Below are 17740 nucleotides of genomic sequence, written 5' to 3' on the forward strand. Positions count from 1 at the left end.
GCAATTCATGCATCTAGACTATTTATCAAGGGAAAGATTAGCTGCAAAACAATCAAAAATCTTTTGTCTAAATATTTGACACCTATTCGTCCAAACAGAAAAGCAATCCGACGCAAGAAGAAAGATCGTTCTGTTATGAGTTTTAATTATAGATTGTCTTAATTCAACTAATACATATCTGCAACAGGCAGGGGGTATATTCCTGCCTATTTTGCATGTCCAAAAATATTTTTTCCGTACAATCATCCTCCTTACCATCATTAAAAACTTTGATTTTTGTAAGAAATACTCTAAAGTTAATGACATTGCGTTAGAGCGCGCCCATGGCGCGCAAACCTAATAAAGGCTCAAGATATTTAATTCTTGAGCCTTTACTTACATTTATGCTGTGTTAGCCTAATTCACGAACTTCTTAATCAGCATATCTAGTCCACTTTTATTTACAATGGTAACAATAAACCTCTTAATTGCCCCTTTAATATTACCATTTCCATATTTCTTTATCGCATTTTTATAACCATTAGTCTCATATTCATCCCAAAACAAATCATATTTATCACTCTTTACAGATGGTTTTTGCATATTAGCTTGAATATATTTTTTATAATCTGTCTCTATACACTCACAAGAATTTCTAATTGACTCAAATAGCTGCTTGCCCTTTTCTGTATTAAGCTGCATATAAGAAATGCCCCACCCATCGTTATTTATTTGTTCATTTTTAGGATAATAACAATCTCCCAAACTAATGTCTGCTACTCTGGCAACATTTGCATATTTGCACTCAAAGCAAGATGGTTTTAAAATCAAATTTTTAAAGAAATGATGATAGAAAATATCTTGGTTTGTTGATACAGCTATATACTGTTTACCATTTTCAAAATCAACAATAATATTTTGCCATTTACCTGGCATTGGTTTTCCTCTAAAATTAAATTTGATAATTTTAGATTTATATTTCTTTTCTAAACTCTTCTTATAGTCATCAAAAAAACGTGGACTTCCCACACCGTGGCATATTATGTCCTGGGTTATCAACTTTTTTGTATCACATTTTTTTCTATTTAAATAATTTATTAAACCTGAGACCTGGCATGCTGTTCCTGAAAAATATACATAGCGATCGTTTTTTAAATCATCTAAAACTTTTGTATATATATCTCCTATAAAGCTTTGAACATACTTTGAGCCACGGAAGGCTTTTAATTCCTCTGCTCTTTCCGCTCTTCCATGAACTATGTTCATCTGCTCGTCATACATTGCTCCATAAGCTGTACCACCTAATTCTACAACTTTTTTTGCCAACAAAATAAACATTCCACCGGATGAACTTTGTTTTCTATCTGATATCTCATTTTTTGCCAAATAAGTTAAAATGGGTTCATTATATTTGATATCATTTACATTATTCTCTGGACAAGTTTTTACACATAGTCCACACTCCACACATTTTGTAGTGTCTATATGTGGAACAAAAAAGCCTTTAGAAGTCTTTTGCATTTCAATTGCACCTTTGGGGCAAATTGAAATGCACGCAGCACAACCAGTACAATTTGTTTCACTTATTAATTCCATAGTTCCTCCTAGGTTTTTAGTTATATCTTCCCACCTCTATCAAATCACATATATCCTTCATGAGGCAAGAATAACGTTCGACATATTCAGCAATCACATAATCAGGACTAATTTCATCTAATAAATTAGCTTTATAAAAAGATCGGTGTAGAACATAAACATCTTCAAACTGTTCTCTCAATTCTGGAATCATGGAACTCCTAAATGAATCTCCTACCAGCAATATTGTTGACTTGTTTTCAGCATTATCATTATGAAAATGTGATACTTGTTCTGTCTCTTGTTCTTCCTTAAAAGAAGTCCAATCTACAGGAAGTGTTCCTTCAACTTCATACTCCACATCATCTGAAAGAACAGCTTTTAATCCTGCCAATTTTGCCAAGTCGTCTTCGGCACAGTAATGATAATTCTCTTTAAGCGGCTTCGATGTAATTTTTCGTTCAGTCAATTCAGGAATACTAATATCTAAGGCAGCTAGCGAGTCTCTTACTCCTATATAAGCACCTAATTGATTCCAATGAGTATCATAATGATAGTATAATTCCTCAACCAAATGATCATTTAAAAGATTATTTTTTGGTGATACAACATTTATGCCTTTACTTTTTAAATTATCAATCAAAATATCTGTACTTGTTACTTCTGCCTTAGTATAAGTATTTGGCATATATTCTGAGTATACATTTTCCTTATTAGGAGCTACCATAATTGTAAATTTAATCCCGCGTGCTTCCATTTCCTTTTGAACTAATAACGCAGACTCAGTTATATTGTTTATTTCATCCTGACTATATCTATTTGTTCCCTCATAATCTGCTATAGAATCTCCATCAGACTTAGATTTATAGAACAACCATCTATCATTACCTGAAAACACTTGAACTGATGATACTTCTCCTAAAACTGAATATGTAACTAATGAATCAACATTACTGAATTCCGAATTTTTATAGAGAGACCATTTTGAATCAATCTTATCTACGATTTCATCAAACTTATTACATTTTCTATCTATTAGTTCAAATATACTTTGCTTTTCAACCAGTTCTTCTCCATTAGAAGAATTAGTAGTGTTACTGGCAGCCATAGTAGTTGTATTTGTTTTTGCGCTCTGTTTCTGTTGAACTTTTCCTCCAATACGTATAGCGGAATAAATCCAAGAAGCTATTGATATTATTAAAATTGTTAATATAAGAACATAAATATACCAGTGATTTTTTTTCGCATTTATTTTTTCCATGACAAATCCCTCTCTAAAAATTACCATAAATATATGGTGTGTATGAAGAATTCATAGCTCCACAAATTGTTAAAAACACAACCAGAATTATAGTGACACCTCTAAGTACTACAAACCACTTTTTTTCTGCAATCCTTGATAAATATTGATTCCAAGGGAAACATAAAATAACTGCGATTATTACTAAAGGTAAAAATCTTACAGCCTTATTTTCCAACATACCTGATCCACCACCAAACATACCTCTTATATAGTTGAATGTAGTTGTAAGATTAGATGCTCTAAATGGAACCCACAACAAGTTAACAAAAAACAATGTATAAATATGTCCCTTAACTCCACACGCAAACTTTCTTAAAGATTCACTGTTCTTCTCTACAACAAGGAGAATAAAATAACCTATTCCCCATAATATAAATGACCAATCTGCGCCATGCCAAAGACCTGTAAGGAGCCATACTATAAGCATATTTGTAATATGTCGTGCCTTTGAACATCTATTGCCACCTAATGGAATATATACATAATCTCTAAACCACTGAGTGAGAGACTTATGCCAACGTTTCCAAAAATCAGATATACTTTGAGCCTGATATGGTTTATTGAAATTCTCTCTAATATCAAAACCTAACAGCTGTCCCATTCCAATAGCCATATCCGAATATCCAGAAAAATCAAAATATAACTGCAATGTATATGCTATTGAACCAATCCATAGTCCAGCTACTGAATAGTTTCTTCCACTGGCCACTCCATCAAAATAATAATCTGCAAGTACAGAAATCTTATCTGCTATTAGGATTTTCTTACTTAAACCAATTGCTATCCTTTCAACAGCTTCTGCAATATCAAAAGAATATGATGAACAATTTAATCCCTGCTCAAATTCATTGAATCGGATAATAGGACCAGATGTTACAGTAGGAAAGAACGTCAGATATAGATATGTGTCTATAAGTGATGGCCTTTTTTCAAGCTTATTCTGCTTAAGATCAACCAATAATGAAACAGCCTCAAATGTAACAAATGAAATACCCATTGGAACAATAATTTTAGACGTAGTAAAATTACTTCCTATAAATGAATTAAGTGATTCAATAACGAATCTCGTATATTTAATAAATAACAAAGGAGTTACCGCTAAAATCAAGCTTATGGAAAATATCCAATTTTGCTTAATCTTGGTAATCAATAAAGAAAAACACCAAATAACTACTGCGTAGAATAACAGCATTAAATAAGAAGCTAATCCACCCCATATTAAGAAAATACTGTTTGCAACAGCAAATAGTATTCTCCTACTCAATGTGTTGTTAGCGCATACCTTTCTATATAAAACGACAAACCAAGGTAATATTCCAATTAAAAAAATACCGCTTGAAAAGGTCATAACTTACAATCTCCTTTAATTATTTTATTTATAAATACATCAACAAATAATAAATTATCTTATCAATTATTTAACCAACCCAATAAAATCCTCAACTCAAAAACAGTAGGTACTGAAAAAGTACCTACCATCATACTTACTTCTTCAAACTAAGAATCTTAGTCTTTAAAAGTTTAAATTCATCTGTCTTCCAATATCTTACTAAGTAAACTATATTTACAATTATTACACAAACTAATGCCTTAATAATCCAAAATACTATATTGCTTCCATCCATATATTTCATTGGAATAAAACATAAACAAATACAAACTGCTAATATTAATGTATTAAATAGATACTCTAAGAAATAATTCTTTGGACTCACATTAAATACTTTTTTAAATAGAATTTGTGGCTCATACCAGAAATATGTTGATATCTTAGAAATTGAAGTAGCAAATAAAATACCGCTTATTCCTAACCACTTACCAAGTACAATAGATAGTATTAAGTTTAACAACGCAGTAACAAACATGATATATCTAATCTGTTTATACATACCTGTACCTTCTCTGAATGTCCATACAGGTCTCATGCATGTAGAGAAGAATATATTTAATACAATTGCTATGACAGTCAAGTTGTCCAAACGGTATTGGGCACCTACCCAAATACCTATAAAATCCTGTACAAGAAAGAGAATGCAAACAGCTACATTGCCACAAATCCAGAAGCTCACCATCTGCATTGACTTAAATGTAGAGTACCTTTTCTCACTTCCTGTTGTAGCAACAAGATTTCCAATGCTAGCAGTAAGTGAATTAAATAATAAAGCTATAAGCGTCTCTAATGTATTTGTAATAGTAAAGTAGTTTGAGTAAAGACCTACATAAATTGTTCCAACAATTACCGACATCAAAATATTGTCTGTTCCATTTAGCAGGCTCCATGCAATCTTATACAGAAATACTGAAGAAATATCTCCAAAAAGATTCTTCTTCTCTTCCTTCTCTAATCTAACAGTCTTATCAATAAACTTATACTGCTTGTCAGTCAAAGCTGAAATTATTATATTCTGAGCTGCTATGGCCAATACATCCAATAAGATAAAGCATAGGTAACTCTTTAACAGCCATACAACTAATAACTGCAAAACAATCTTAGAGAAGTTAACAACTATCTCTAAGCGATTAATCATATAAGTCTTTTGGTCGGCCCTCAGCAGTGAAGACTTATATACTAGCAAGTATGATACTGTGTTCTTAAACACAAACACCATATAATAAATGTAAAGATGTGGAATCGTTGAATCCATATTGACCAAATATTTCAAGAATGGAATCAAGCCTAACCCTATAACTGTAACAGCTAGTGCTATCATCCTATATATATACTTGAAATAATTAAGAAGTCCTGATATCTTACGATAATCATTCTCGGCAATTGGCTTATATAAGCTTACATTCATTGCTATGCCAATTCCCAAATCAGCCATACATAATAATGTCAAAACATTACTAAACAGACCATTGATTCCAAGATACTCAATACCAATATACTTAATAAAAAGTTTTCTACTAACAAATGTAAGAACGAGAAGTGCAATCTTGTTAGTAATCGCAGTTACAGCGTTTTTACCAGCACTCTTTGTTCTAGTTTCGCTATTTAATCCCATTTTTTTGCTCCGTCATTATTCACTAGCCAACAGAAATAGACCATAATTTTCTAATTTCTCCTAAACATACTTTTGTAAAAAAGCTTCTATTTCATTTCTAGTCGTTTTTACAAAATTATCTTTATCTATATTACGGTACTCTTCATCTACTGCCTTTTCAAAAGCTTTCATTGTATCCGAAACAGTTGAATTTGAATAATCAATAAATCTTTCAGGATATCCTATTATTTTACCAAACATTCTCTGCTTTTCATTCCATACGATTCCAATCGAAGGCACACCGTATGAATACGCAATGATACTAGAATGAAGTCTTGCACAAATCAATGCATCAAACGAACATATAATTTTACATAGTTCTTCGACTGTTGTAGGACGATTTGCTACTTCTGCGTTTACATTCAATGTTATCTCTAAATGTTTCTTCAATTTTTCAGCAAAAATCTGATCTGCCCCTAAACCATTAGTATAAATAATTGGCTCATAGCCTCTACTCTTGATTTCCTGATACAGAGAAGAATAAAGTGCAATCAATGCATCCTCATCAGCGTTAATTCCATTATCTACAAATAATCTACCGCGAACAACGCCTAATCCAACACGTTTATTCTTTGTATTTTTAATTTTATGAAGTCCGCTTATTACGCAAGCTGGGTCAGCAACCAACGCTGTTTTAATTGTGGCTGAGTCGACATAATTATTTGATAAACATTCTATATCATCTCTTGTTGTTATTACTTTTACACAATCAGAATTTATAACTTTTTTAAGTCTTTGACACTCAACATCATTCTCATCGTATCCTTCAATACCAACACCACAAAACATAACCGGTACATTATTTTTGTTAGCAAAATCAGTAATCATTTCAATTGCTCTTGAAAAGATTAGCTGATATTTATACTTAATAAGGCCTCCACCAGTAAAGATAATACATTTAGTATCTTTAGAAATATATTTCTCACAAAGTTTTTTTAAACGTGCCAGTTCATATTCATTTGGACCATATTTCATTCTGCGAATATGAAATCGAACCTTATCTACTAAAATATTTGAGTTGTTCTCAATTTTCTTTCGTCCATATAAATCAATTTTATCAAGAACAACATCTTGATTTTTCAAGCTGTCCTTAACTAAATACTCTGTTGATTCCGCAATTGCTTGATCACCTAAATTAGTATCAAAAAACAAACCTGCTAATACTATATTTCCCATTAATAATCCTTTCAAAATTATCATCTGGATAACAATCAATCCATTATGACAATACTACATATTCTAAATTTCTTTGTTCTGTTCTGACATGTAGCTAATAAGTTGCTGATACATTTCCTCTAATCCAGTCAACGGAGACCAACCAATGCTTCTAAGCTTTGCTGTATCCAAATTCATATGAAGTACCGGCGCATAGCCAAACTTAGACTCATCATCTATTTCAATACGAACTGCTATATCATTAGCACTTACTTTGCTGACAAGCTCAGCCATTTCATAGATACTACAATAAGTATCTTCGTTGGCTGCATTATATGCATTTCCATTTTCGCCATTAAGTAACACTGTAACAATTGCAGAAACAGCATCACCTGTGAAAAGATAATTTCTCTTTGTCTCACCCTTAGTGTGTAACACTATGTCATTACCTTCGATTGCATTTCTCGCGAATTCGGCAAATACTCTTCCATCATTGTAATTAACACCTGGGCCAAAAGTCTGTGTCAGTCTGATTACTCTCACTGGCACACCATACTCTGAAAAATAAGATGCACATAATGACTCACACATTCTCTTACTTTCAGGATATGAGTTTCTTGGACTCATTGTATTTAAGTCACTAGAATGTAATTCATCAATTTTCTCATCTGTCTTTGGAGCACCATAAACCTCCATAGTTGATAAGAATACAAGAGAGCTAACATTCTTTTCCTTTGCAACATTAAGGATATTTGTAGTTCCCTTTAATGCTGTGTTAATTGTCTCTACAGGCTCTTCCATAAATGCCTTGCTTGATGTTTGATTTGCACCATGAACGATATAATCAACTTCACCAGAAATTTCGATTTTATCTGTCACATCGCAAATAGCATATTCAACAGAATCACCAAATAAAGCTTCTGCCTTGGCTCTGTTTCTAACAACAGCTACAACCTTGATTGGGCATTCTAAATGCTTGCTAATCTCAACCAAAGTAAGTACAACGCTGCTTCCAATTAGACCTGTTGCACCAGTAATAGCTACTCGCTTGCCAGCCAATTTAGCTACATCTACTTCTTTATTATTAAGAATATAATCACTATATTTCTTTACTGTGTTTAATAAAACTTCTCTAGAATCCACTTCATTATCCTCACAAAAAATTAATCATCCAAACCATAAATCTGAGCATCTTCTCTAACCTGAAGAATTGCTCTCATAGTATAGAAATCATCTGGAGTAGTAATCTTGATATTCTCATAAGGACCATCAATCATGTGAAGATCGTAGCCATAATGCTGCATCATTGTACATGAATCAATGAAATTAGTAATATTCTCAGAAAGAGCTTTTCTATGAGAAGCAAGGATTTCATCTAACCAGAAACTCTGAGGTGCCTTTGCAACTCTTGAATGAGCTCTATCAGGGACCATAACTATCTTGCCTTCATCATCAATCTCAACAATTGTCTCTTTAACGATTCCGCTTGTAATACATGAACCATACTTTTCAACTGACTTGATATTTTCTGTTAAAAGCTTTGAGTTAATTAAAGGTCTAACTCCGTCATGAATGAGAACTACAGACTTTTCACCATTTGCAACTTCCTCAGCTGCACAGAGACCATTGTAAATAGATAACTGACCAGATTCACCACCTGGAACAACCTTTACTACCTTTTTTAATCTGTACTTATATACAAGCTCGTTAAAGAAATCAATCCAGTCCTTAACACATACAACAACTATCGCATCAATGTTTTTGTTCTTCTGGAAATACTCAATTGTATGCACAATAATTGGCTTGTTATAAATTTCCAAAAACTGCTTTGGGCGATCCTTGCTATGCATTCTTGCACCAACACCACCTGCAAAAATCAATCCTATATTCATATTCATATCCTCCCTAAAACCAATACTATTTTATATACAAATCAAACTCATGAGGAGCTACTCGTTTCTCCTCTGGTGGCAACTGCATGTAGTCACCATACATCTGCTTGAGGTACTGATCGTAACCAACAGGTGCCTGATATACTCTATCTTCAAAATGCATATCCATTGTCTTTTCAAAAGTCCAACGTTCTATTATTTCCTTTTCAACTCTGACACCAAATGTGCTTCCTACATACGCAGACTTGTAAAAATCATACTTTAAAGCTTTTTTGAGCAGTGAGTTATATGATTTTTTTCTACCTATAACAGTGTAAAGAATTTTCACTAGTTTTGTAGAAAACTTTAGTTCATTCCATGGAAGATATGCTCTTCCTATTCTGCACCCTGTATCGTTGATATAACGGATCTGATTCTTAGCTTCTTCTAAGTCATCACCAAAGCCATCCATAGGAAAGATATCTATAAACAAACCTCCCTGCTCTTTATTACCAACCTTTATTAAGGTGTTATTATGTACAATTTTGGCAAAAGGAATACCATAACCATCATCTCCAAATTTTACAACTGAAAGAAATCCGAAAGCTTCTTTATTATCTGTATATAAAGACAATAGCTTTTCATAATCTGGTCTAGGCATAGCAAGATCCACATCATCATCCCAAGGAATAAAACCCTTATGTCTGACAGCTCCTAACAAAGTACCACCAGCCAAAAAATAAATAAGATTATTGTCTTTACATATTTTGTCAAACTTATCCATCATTTCAAGCTGTATATTATGTAATTCTTGAATGTTCTCAATTTTCTTCATTAATTTCCCCTTCGTTTCCTAGAGCAATCGCCCATATTATTCCCAAAATTGATAAAAATATTCTATTATAAGAAATCTCTACGGTTGATATAAAAATAAAAATATATATCAAAATAATAAATGGATATATGACTTTTCTAATACTTTTATATTTATTTGCAAATGCAAACATATATGTCATAAAGCCAATTAAAAATATCGTGCCAATTACTCCAACTTGTGACATCCACTCAACTATTCCATTTTGTGAATCCGCGTATCCTGTAAAAAACATATAAACAGTATATGTTGTTCCAAACCCATACCCAAACCAAGGACGTTGGAGAAGAATTAAAGGTAACAACTCATAGATGTTTACTCTTCCAGTAAGTGTAAGACTACGCCCCAAATATTCTGTAACAACCTTTTGAACTAAAGCAGAATTCAAAACAAAGGTATAAGTGAAAGCAAAAGAACCACATATCAGCAAGAACAATAAATATACCCATTTGTTTCCCAAAATTGTGTATGCGTTTGTGAAAAACATATACATAACAACAAAAATGAAAGTACCAACAATTCCTGTTGCGCAGGAAATCCACAGACACAAGACTACCATGTATGACATAAATAAAGCGATTGTGCCCCACTTGATATTCTGTGTATCATGTAGATAAAGATAAAGCGCAATCCAAAACAAATGCCAATATACCACAGCAAATTTAGTTCCAAGAAGAAATGTAATATGATTATATCCACTTATAAATGCAATAATGTCATTACATATAAGAATACCAAACAAAAGTTTATAAAAAACATTTATAAAACTCTGCAATTTACCCTCTATGACTAAAAGATTTAACATCGCATAAATTTCAACTAGTGACAATGCATACTTTAACGAAGCCATAAAAATATCTTGATTTTGATATTCTACTCTGTGAACATATGAGGTCCCTATTGTTACTGCACAAAATAATGAAAGCAAAATCCACATCACATAACTGGTTTTTTTAACCAATTTAGGAATCATAATTAAAACATAAAGACCGACAATTATAATCAGCATTTCACGTATACTCGAATACTTCGGCACAAAAGATAGTGAGATTAGAGTGGCAAAAATCATCAATATTGACATTATATATGTCATGTCTATCTTTATATATTTACTCATAAAAAAACCTCACTACTAAATATGCTTACTACCTCTAACCAACAAAAAATATACAATATCAAAAAATCTTAAGCGCATCATTAATAGTAATACACTTTTGCCTAGACGCTTAAAATTAAAACCACCATGCTTTAAAGCCCTTTGACATTCATCACTTTTTATGCACTTTACAAGCATTTTTCTTTTTTCAATAAAACTTGCGTTATCAGCTGTTACAACCATTTTTAATGCAGCTATCATGAAAGAACTGTATAAGAAACATACACATTCTTCAATCAAAGAACCATAATTATATTCTTCTACTTTGCTTAATGTTTCTCTTAAAAAATAGTTAATTTTATCTATTCTGTCTGGTCTATACACATGTGTTAACGAAGCATCATTATCACAATAAAAATACATTGGCTTATCAATTATAGATACTACATTTACTGCTCTATAATACTGAAGCAAAGAATACACATCCTCAGCTATGATCACTCTCTCAGACACAAATTCCCAATTAATAGAATCTATCGTAGCCTTCTTGTACATACAGCACCAGGCACTCATCCAAAGTCCCGATACTGTTTTTCCTTTGCTAGCTAGCAATGCTGGGAGAACATCGTTTTTTATTTCCTCACCAACATAATGCTTCTTCTCAGACTGTGGCACATTACTCTTGTATACATTTCCATCTCTATCGACCCTAGAAAAGCCATATAATACCACATCAGAATCCTTTTCTTCCTGAATCCTCAAACATGACTCTACTAAATCTTCACTAACATAATCATCGCTATCTAAGAAGAATACAAACTCTCCATTTACATATTCAAGACCAGTATTTCTAGCCTCTCCCAAGCCAGCATTCTGCTTATGAACGACCTTGACTCTAGAATCTTTTTTTGCCCAATCTTCACACTTCTCAGGACAAGAATCTTTTGCTCCATCATCAACCATTATTACTTCTATATTTTTATATGATTGGTTTAGAACCGAATTCATACATCTATCTAAATATTTTTCCACATTGTAAATTGGCAAAATAATAGAAACCAGTTTCTCCAATGTAATCCCTCCATCTATTCCAGATTATAAATCCAGAGCTTTAACATGGCTTTCAACCATTCTTTCAATACTATATTGACGACTCTTATTAATAAGATACTCTGAATAATCTCTGATATCTGATCCTAAGATTTCTCTTATACCATCCAAAATTCCCTTATAGTCATCACTTTTAAATAAGTATTTTTCATACTGTGGACTCAGAAATTCTACTGCTGCACCACTACCTTCGGTAGAAATAATTGGTGTTCCGAATGAAGCCGCCTCATTAATTACAAGCCCCCAGCACTCTTTTCTGGATGGTAACAATAGAACTGCTGCCTCTTTATATGCTTTATTTAAATCTTCTTTCTGTAAAAACGAAATGACCTCTACGTTGGCCAAATCACCAACATGCTGCTCACTAAGGAACAGATTTGTTCGTTTACCCATACCTACGAATTTATATCTAATCTTTTGATCAAGCATGGCAATCTTAACTGCTATATCAAGCCCTTTATAATCGAAATACTGACCAACGACCAAAACATAATCATCTCTGTCTTGTTGTTCTACATCACTTTTGATTTCTGTTTTATCAAATGAGCTAAAGTAATATGGATAAACAGATTTATTACCGACAAGTTTTCTTATATTAGCTGCTGACACCTCTCCAGCTGTAAGATATTTTTCAGCACCCTTTATGAAAAACTTCTTAAGTTTGTTTTTAAATCCAGTCTCTCCAACAAATATCTCTCCATCAAAACTCAGAGTATATTTCATTCCCATCATCCTCATGTAAAGCATTGCCATGAGCTGAACTGGACTGTTAAAACAGCTGATTATTATTTCATCGTACTTTTTACTCAAATATCTGAAAATAGAAAGAGAAATGACATTTTCATTTTTATAATTCAATCCATTAAGATAGATTTTCTTATAATTTGTATCAATGCTTTTCGACCATTCCTCATTTCTGTTTCCAGACTTTTGACGTTCGTAAAGTACTGTAAGCTCAGACTTCTCTGCCAACTGATTAAAAAACTTTACTTTATATGGAACTTCTATATTAGTTATATAAAGAATTTTTTTCATATTAATTCAAAACCCTCGTCACTTTGCTTTGGCAATACATTCAGTAATAAAGCCAATTGCCTCCTTCTTCTGCTCTTCTAAAACTCTAGCGGCTTGAGTATAATCAATATCATTTTCAACATACATGATATTGTTCATATCTAATTCCCTATCTGTAATTCCAACAAGTTCTAGAAGTTCTTTTGAACGATTATTAACACTCTTTCCATTGTCTAACTCTATTGCAAACTTCTTCTTAAATAGAATAGAAAAAACTGTGCCATGGAATGAATTAGTAACAAAATATCTTGAATAATAAATCCAAGCCATAAAGTCTGCTGGAGAGCATTTTGCAAAAAACTCAGCACTCTTTTTTGCATTTATAATCTTGCAACCAGTCTTCTTAGATAACTGCTCTGCATAATTCAATAAATCCTTTGGCTCACGAATGTTATATACAAAAATATAATCTTCCTTCATAGGACGCTCGCCAACAACAGTCTCCCATTCCTTAGCACTTAATAGCAATGTGGGATCAACAACCACTCGGCAATCTTTTCCTGCAAATTCCTTGATTAATGTTTTTCCACTCTCTTCTCTAACTGAGATTCCAGAAAAATCGTCAAGTAACTTTTCGTAGTCAAACTTGTCATAATCTGGGCGTTTTTCGAAGCCAAAACTTGCAGCATACGCATTTTTCTTTTTACCATCAGACACAAAATCCAAAAAGTATGCTTCGTCTCCATCAGTACATGCATAATTCCATACCTGATCGCTACCTGAAAAGAAACAATCATATTTGTTATCCGCTTTTGCTATATCATTCGAAGTATATTCCTCTTCTGAAAGAGAAATATACTTTTTAATGAATGAATTAAATGCCTTGTTCTTTCTAATTCTAAAAAACATCTGAATAAACGACTTTATCCAATTGTCTCCGTTACGAAAACCTGCAAAAGGAGATACAACGTTTTCAATTTTGTCGCATTTATAATCAATTATGTCACAATCATGCCCCATATCCTTAATAGATTTATTCAAAGCATATGCCTGAAGAACTGCTCCATAATTTACTGCTCTATGAAATGTTAGTATTCCTATTCTCATCATTTATCCTCGTTATTTACTCATCTGTGCTGCGATATCAGCATCAACGATTTCTTCACCAGTCTTATCCTTAAGCTGCTCCATAGAAGCTGCTGAAAGACCGTTATTTACTGTTGCACACATATCACATGTACTGCACTTATCAAGATCTTCCTTTGAAACTTTACCATCGCGAAGATCACGAACGATCTTATTCTCATACATACTGTACTTCTTCTTTGTCCAGAACTTAGCCTTGTGACGAATTACCCACCAGAGTGGTACCCAGATGTACTTATGCATTGCTGGTGAAACTGAACCAATCATCCAGCAATCACGGTCACAGCATCTAACCTTTGAACGAACAGCCTCTGCCTCTGGAGAATTCCAAAGCTCATCCCATGACTGGTTATTAAGGTTACCCATAACCTCTTTGTCCTTTGTTCCGTTACATGGCATTACATCACCATATGGATCGATGAAGAATGTATCAAATGACATATCACATGGAAGAAGTCTCTTCTGTCCATAGATGTAATTGATAAGTCCATGGTTGAAGTAAGCTCTGAACCACTTCTTAGGGCTCTTGCTTGCAAGGAGCTCGTTAACAAGGTTCTCGAAGTTCTGAGCAACCATTGGACGATCCTTGATAATGTTCTTTGCCTCTACGAAATAGAAGCTGTTGTGAAGAGATGCTGTAGCAAACTCCATACCCATCTCATCAGAAAGCCTGTAAAGAGGTACAAGGTCAGGAGCGTTCTTATCTTGAACTGTCATACCAAATCCAACGTCTGTCATACCCATCTCACGAAGCTTCTTAAGTGTCTGGTAACCTCTCTGGAAACCATTCTCAAGACCTCTGATTTCGTTGTTTGTCTGCTCAAGGCCCTCGATTGAAATACGAATACCAATCTGTGGGAACTCCTTACAAAGATCTACAATACGATCTGTAAAGAAACCATTTGTAGAAATAACGATACGATCTGACTTCTTATAAAGCTCACGAACGATATCTTTGATATCTGTTCTGATGAATGGCTCACCACCTGTGATGTTTGTGAAATACATCTTTGGAAGCTTCTTGATTGTCTCAATTGAAATCTCTTCCTCAGGCTTAGATGGTGCCTTATATCTGTTGCACATAGAACAACGTGCGTTACATCTGTAAGTTACAATTACGGTTCCGTTTAATTTCTTCTCTGCCATTTCTAAACTCCTCTTTTCCCTATTTTTAAATAACGTGTTGGATAAACAATAAAATCCAAAGGTTTTATCTTTTCCAAAATAATCATTGCGACTATTGGGCCGCAGAAGCTTATAACCAATCCCATAACAATATGAATTGCTGGATTGCTAATACCCATCTTCGTTAAGACACTTCTAAATGGTGCTGCAAACATTGTATGCATCAAGAAGATTGGCATAGTATATGTAGCAAAAAACTGCCAATATTTATTTTGAACACCATCCTTAAAAGATGTGTGAACAATACTAATTAAAGAATAACAAGCGGTAAGCCCCAATAAAAAACCAATAATATCGTTATCAATATCTCTTAGCTGAACAAACAGACTTCCAAAGCAAAACAGAGCAAATAAAGTTATTCCAACAATCCGATTACACAGCTTACCAAGGTCATAAGCTAATGTCATTCCAAATACAAACCAAAACCAATTTGCAAGTACATTATCAACAAGAAATATCTTTTCTACAGAAGCTAATACACCGATACAATTAAGAATTTTCAATATCCCTGCAAGCGTTAACATTACTAGCTGACTTTTTAAGGTTCTTGTAGTTAATGTTATAACGAAGAGAAAAAACAATACATATAAATACCAGTATGGTGCACCTGGATGAACAAACAAAGTATCAACCAAATTTCCTGTTTCTTTGTTAACAGATGATGAGAACAAATTTTTCAATATCCATGTGATGATTGAAAAAACAAAGTATGGTACTCCTAAAGCAACCACTTTTTTCACAACATTTACTTTCCATGACTCAAAAGAAGACACTTTTGAGTATTTTTGGTACAAAAATCCACTACATATAAAAAATAGAGGAACATGGAAATAATAAATTGTATTGTTAAACCAATAAAACAAAATCGTTCTTGATATTATCTCCGCCTTTGCCATTGATTGAAAAAAATGTCCTAAAACGACTAGTATACATGCAACTACTTTTACATTGTCTACCCATACATCTCGAAGCTTTTTGTTACTATGGTCTAACATCCGTAAATCCTCAATACTTTCTCCAAATATTCATCTATAGTATCGAAGCTTAATTCTTTACAATTCTCATGCATATTCATTGCCTTATTATCATCCTGCCAGATAGTATGAATTGCATCACAAAGCTGATCAACATCTCCACTCTCATAAAGCAGGCCTGTTTCTTCTACTTTTATAAGCTCCGGAATACCACCTATATTAGCTCCAATAACAGGAGTTCCATACATCTGTGATTCCATTACAGAGAATGGGCAGTTCTCATACCACTCTGAAGAATACACTGACATCTTTGCCTTACGAATAAGATTTGCCAAATCATCTCCACTCTGGAATCCAACATTCTTTATGTTATCGATTCCCTTAAGCAAATCCTCAAGAGGACCCTTTCCTGCAAAAATGAAATTAACCTCAGGCATTCTCTTTGCAGCCTCAATAAGAGTACGAATGCCCTTTTCCTCAGAATATCTGCCAAAATAAAGAACATAATCTTCCTTCTCTGCCTCAATCCAAGGAATAGACTCTATAAAATTGTGAACAGCAACTGTCTTAGGTGCAAAAAGTGGATTGCTATCAAGCTTACTCTTCATAAACTCACTGCAGCAAATAAACTTATCAATGTACTTATATGTACCTTTAAGCTTCCAGAATGTAGCCTCAAGTGTACCGATGAAGCTCTTTGCTGTGCTACCATGAATACATTTGCCCTTTGTGCAATTCATAAAATGACCACTCAAGCACTTTTCGCAGTTCTCATGAGTGTTTGGATTGTTACACATGTGGTTTGGACAAACAAGCTGATAATCATGAGCAGTAAAAACAATCTTACAACTATGTCCTGTCTGCTTTCTCCACTTCACAATCTCCAAAATCATTGAAGGTGTAAGCTGATAATTGAAATTATTAAGATGAACAACATCTGGCTGGAAATCATCCAATACCAATCTAATCTTTTGACGTGCTTCCTTTGAGTAAATTGTTTTCAAAGGATATGTCATTTTTTCAAATTTACTTGCATCATGGAAATCCATATCCGAAGTGTATGCATCGACATTATTCCCAACGCATCTGCCTTCATGCTCCATTCCAAAATACTGAACCTGGTGCCCCTTAGCCATAAGTGCTTCACCAAGCTTAAAAATATATGTTTCTGAACCTCCATTTGGGTAGAGAAACTTATTTACCATAAGTACTTTCATAACAATCTCCATTTAATTTTTTGTATAGAACCCGTAAAATGCCATACTGTAAAATTATACAATTCCAATAGTAATGTTGACAATTGCTGATTAGTAAAAATAAGTGTCGTTTTTCCCGTTTAATTATGTAACTTTTCACAATTCTGTCACATTTTTAATAAATACAACATTTTTAATTATATTCCCCTCATTCACAA

General features: G+C 33.3%; 15 protein-coding genes. All 15 read right to left on the reverse strand.

Annotated elements, in window-relative coordinates:
- Positions 1-396 precede the first annotated feature (396 nt).
- Positions 397-1575 (reverse strand): Coenzyme F420 hydrogenase/dehydrogenase, beta subunit C-terminal domain, encoded by a 1179-nt coding sequence (locus BMZ41_RS13710; RefSeq protein WP_090530608.1) that lies wholly within the window; start codon positions 1573-1575, stop codon positions 397-399.
- Between the two features lie 16 nt (positions 1576-1591).
- Positions 1592-2815: an alginate O-acetyltransferase AlgX-related protein gene (locus tag BMZ41_RS13715; protein ID WP_177184239.1), complete on the reverse strand. Its 1224-nt coding sequence runs from the start codon at positions 2813-2815 to the stop codon at positions 1592-1594.
- Positions 2816-2828: 13 nt separating this feature from the next.
- Entirely contained in the window at positions 2829-4205 is a 1377-nt protein-coding gene (locus tag BMZ41_RS13720) for an MBOAT family O-acyltransferase (protein WP_090530613.1), read from the reverse strand.
- Positions 4206-4341: 136 nt separating this feature from the next.
- Positions 4342-5862, reverse strand: a complete 1521-nt coding sequence (locus tag BMZ41_RS13725; protein WP_090530616.1) for a lipopolysaccharide biosynthesis protein — start codon at positions 5860-5862, stop codon at positions 4342-4344.
- A 60-nt stretch (positions 5863-5922) separates the two neighbouring features.
- The gene (locus tag BMZ41_RS13730) at positions 5923-7077 is read right to left on the reverse strand and encodes a polysaccharide pyruvyl transferase family protein (protein WP_177184240.1); all 1155 of its coding nucleotides are present in this window, start codon (positions 7075-7077) and stop codon (positions 5923-5925) included.
- Between the two features lie 63 nt (positions 7078-7140).
- On the reverse strand, positions 7141-8199 hold the full coding sequence (locus BMZ41_RS13735; RefSeq protein WP_242942072.1) for an NAD-dependent epimerase/dehydratase family protein: 1059 nt from the start codon (positions 8197-8199) through the stop codon (positions 7141-7143).
- 20 nt (positions 8200-8219) lie between these two features.
- A complete protein-coding gene (locus tag BMZ41_RS13740) occupies positions 8220-8948 on the reverse strand; it encodes an IspD/TarI family cytidylyltransferase (protein ID WP_090530622.1) in 729 nt (242 codons plus the stop codon).
- A 25-nt stretch (positions 8949-8973) separates the two neighbouring features.
- A complete protein-coding gene (locus BMZ41_RS13745; RefSeq protein ID WP_090530625.1) occupies positions 8974-9762 on the reverse strand; it encodes a LicD family protein in 789 nt (262 codons plus the stop codon).
- Positions 9749-10918 carry an O-antigen ligase family protein gene (locus BMZ41_RS13750; RefSeq protein WP_090530628.1) on the reverse strand — a complete coding sequence of 390 codons (1170 nt, stop codon included), beginning with the start codon at positions 10916-10918 and terminating at the stop codon, positions 9749-9751. The genes BMZ41_RS13745 and BMZ41_RS13750 overlap by 14 nt, the downstream gene beginning before the upstream one ends.
- A gap of 15 nt (positions 10919-10933) precedes the next feature.
- Positions 10934-11968 (reverse strand): glycosyltransferase family 2 protein, encoded by a 1035-nt coding sequence (locus BMZ41_RS13755; protein WP_207646151.1) that lies wholly within the window; start codon positions 11966-11968, stop codon positions 10934-10936.
- A 24-nt stretch (positions 11969-11992) separates the two neighbouring features.
- Positions 11993-13042 carry a glycosyltransferase family 4 protein gene (locus BMZ41_RS13760; RefSeq protein ID WP_090530632.1) on the reverse strand — a complete coding sequence of 350 codons (1050 nt, stop codon included), beginning with the start codon at positions 13040-13042 and terminating at the stop codon, positions 11993-11995.
- 18 nt (positions 13043-13060) lie between these two features.
- Positions 13061-14131 (reverse strand): polysaccharide pyruvyl transferase family protein, encoded by a 1071-nt coding sequence (locus BMZ41_RS13765; RefSeq protein WP_090530635.1) that lies wholly within the window; start codon positions 14129-14131, stop codon positions 13061-13063.
- Between the two features lie 9 nt (positions 14132-14140).
- Positions 14141-15313 (reverse strand): radical SAM protein, encoded by a 1173-nt coding sequence (locus tag BMZ41_RS13770; RefSeq protein WP_090530638.1) that lies wholly within the window; start codon positions 15311-15313, stop codon positions 14141-14143.
- Between the two features lie 2 nt (positions 15314-15315).
- Positions 15316-16347, reverse strand: coding sequence for an acyltransferase family protein (locus BMZ41_RS13775; RefSeq protein ID WP_090530641.1), 1032 nt, complete (start codon positions 16345-16347; stop codon positions 15316-15318).
- The gene (locus tag BMZ41_RS13780; protein ID WP_090530644.1) at positions 16341-17543 is read right to left on the reverse strand and encodes a glycosyltransferase; all 1203 of its coding nucleotides are present in this window, start codon (positions 17541-17543) and stop codon (positions 16341-16343) included. The genes BMZ41_RS13775 and BMZ41_RS13780 overlap by 7 nt, the downstream gene beginning before the upstream one ends.
- Between the last annotated feature and the right edge of the window lie 197 nt (positions 17544-17740).

The sequence above is a fragment of the Pseudobutyrivibrio sp. UC1225 genome (assembly GCF_900115215.1).
Taxonomy (GTDB): Bacteria; Bacillota; Clostridia; order Lachnospirales; family Lachnospiraceae; genus Pseudobutyrivibrio.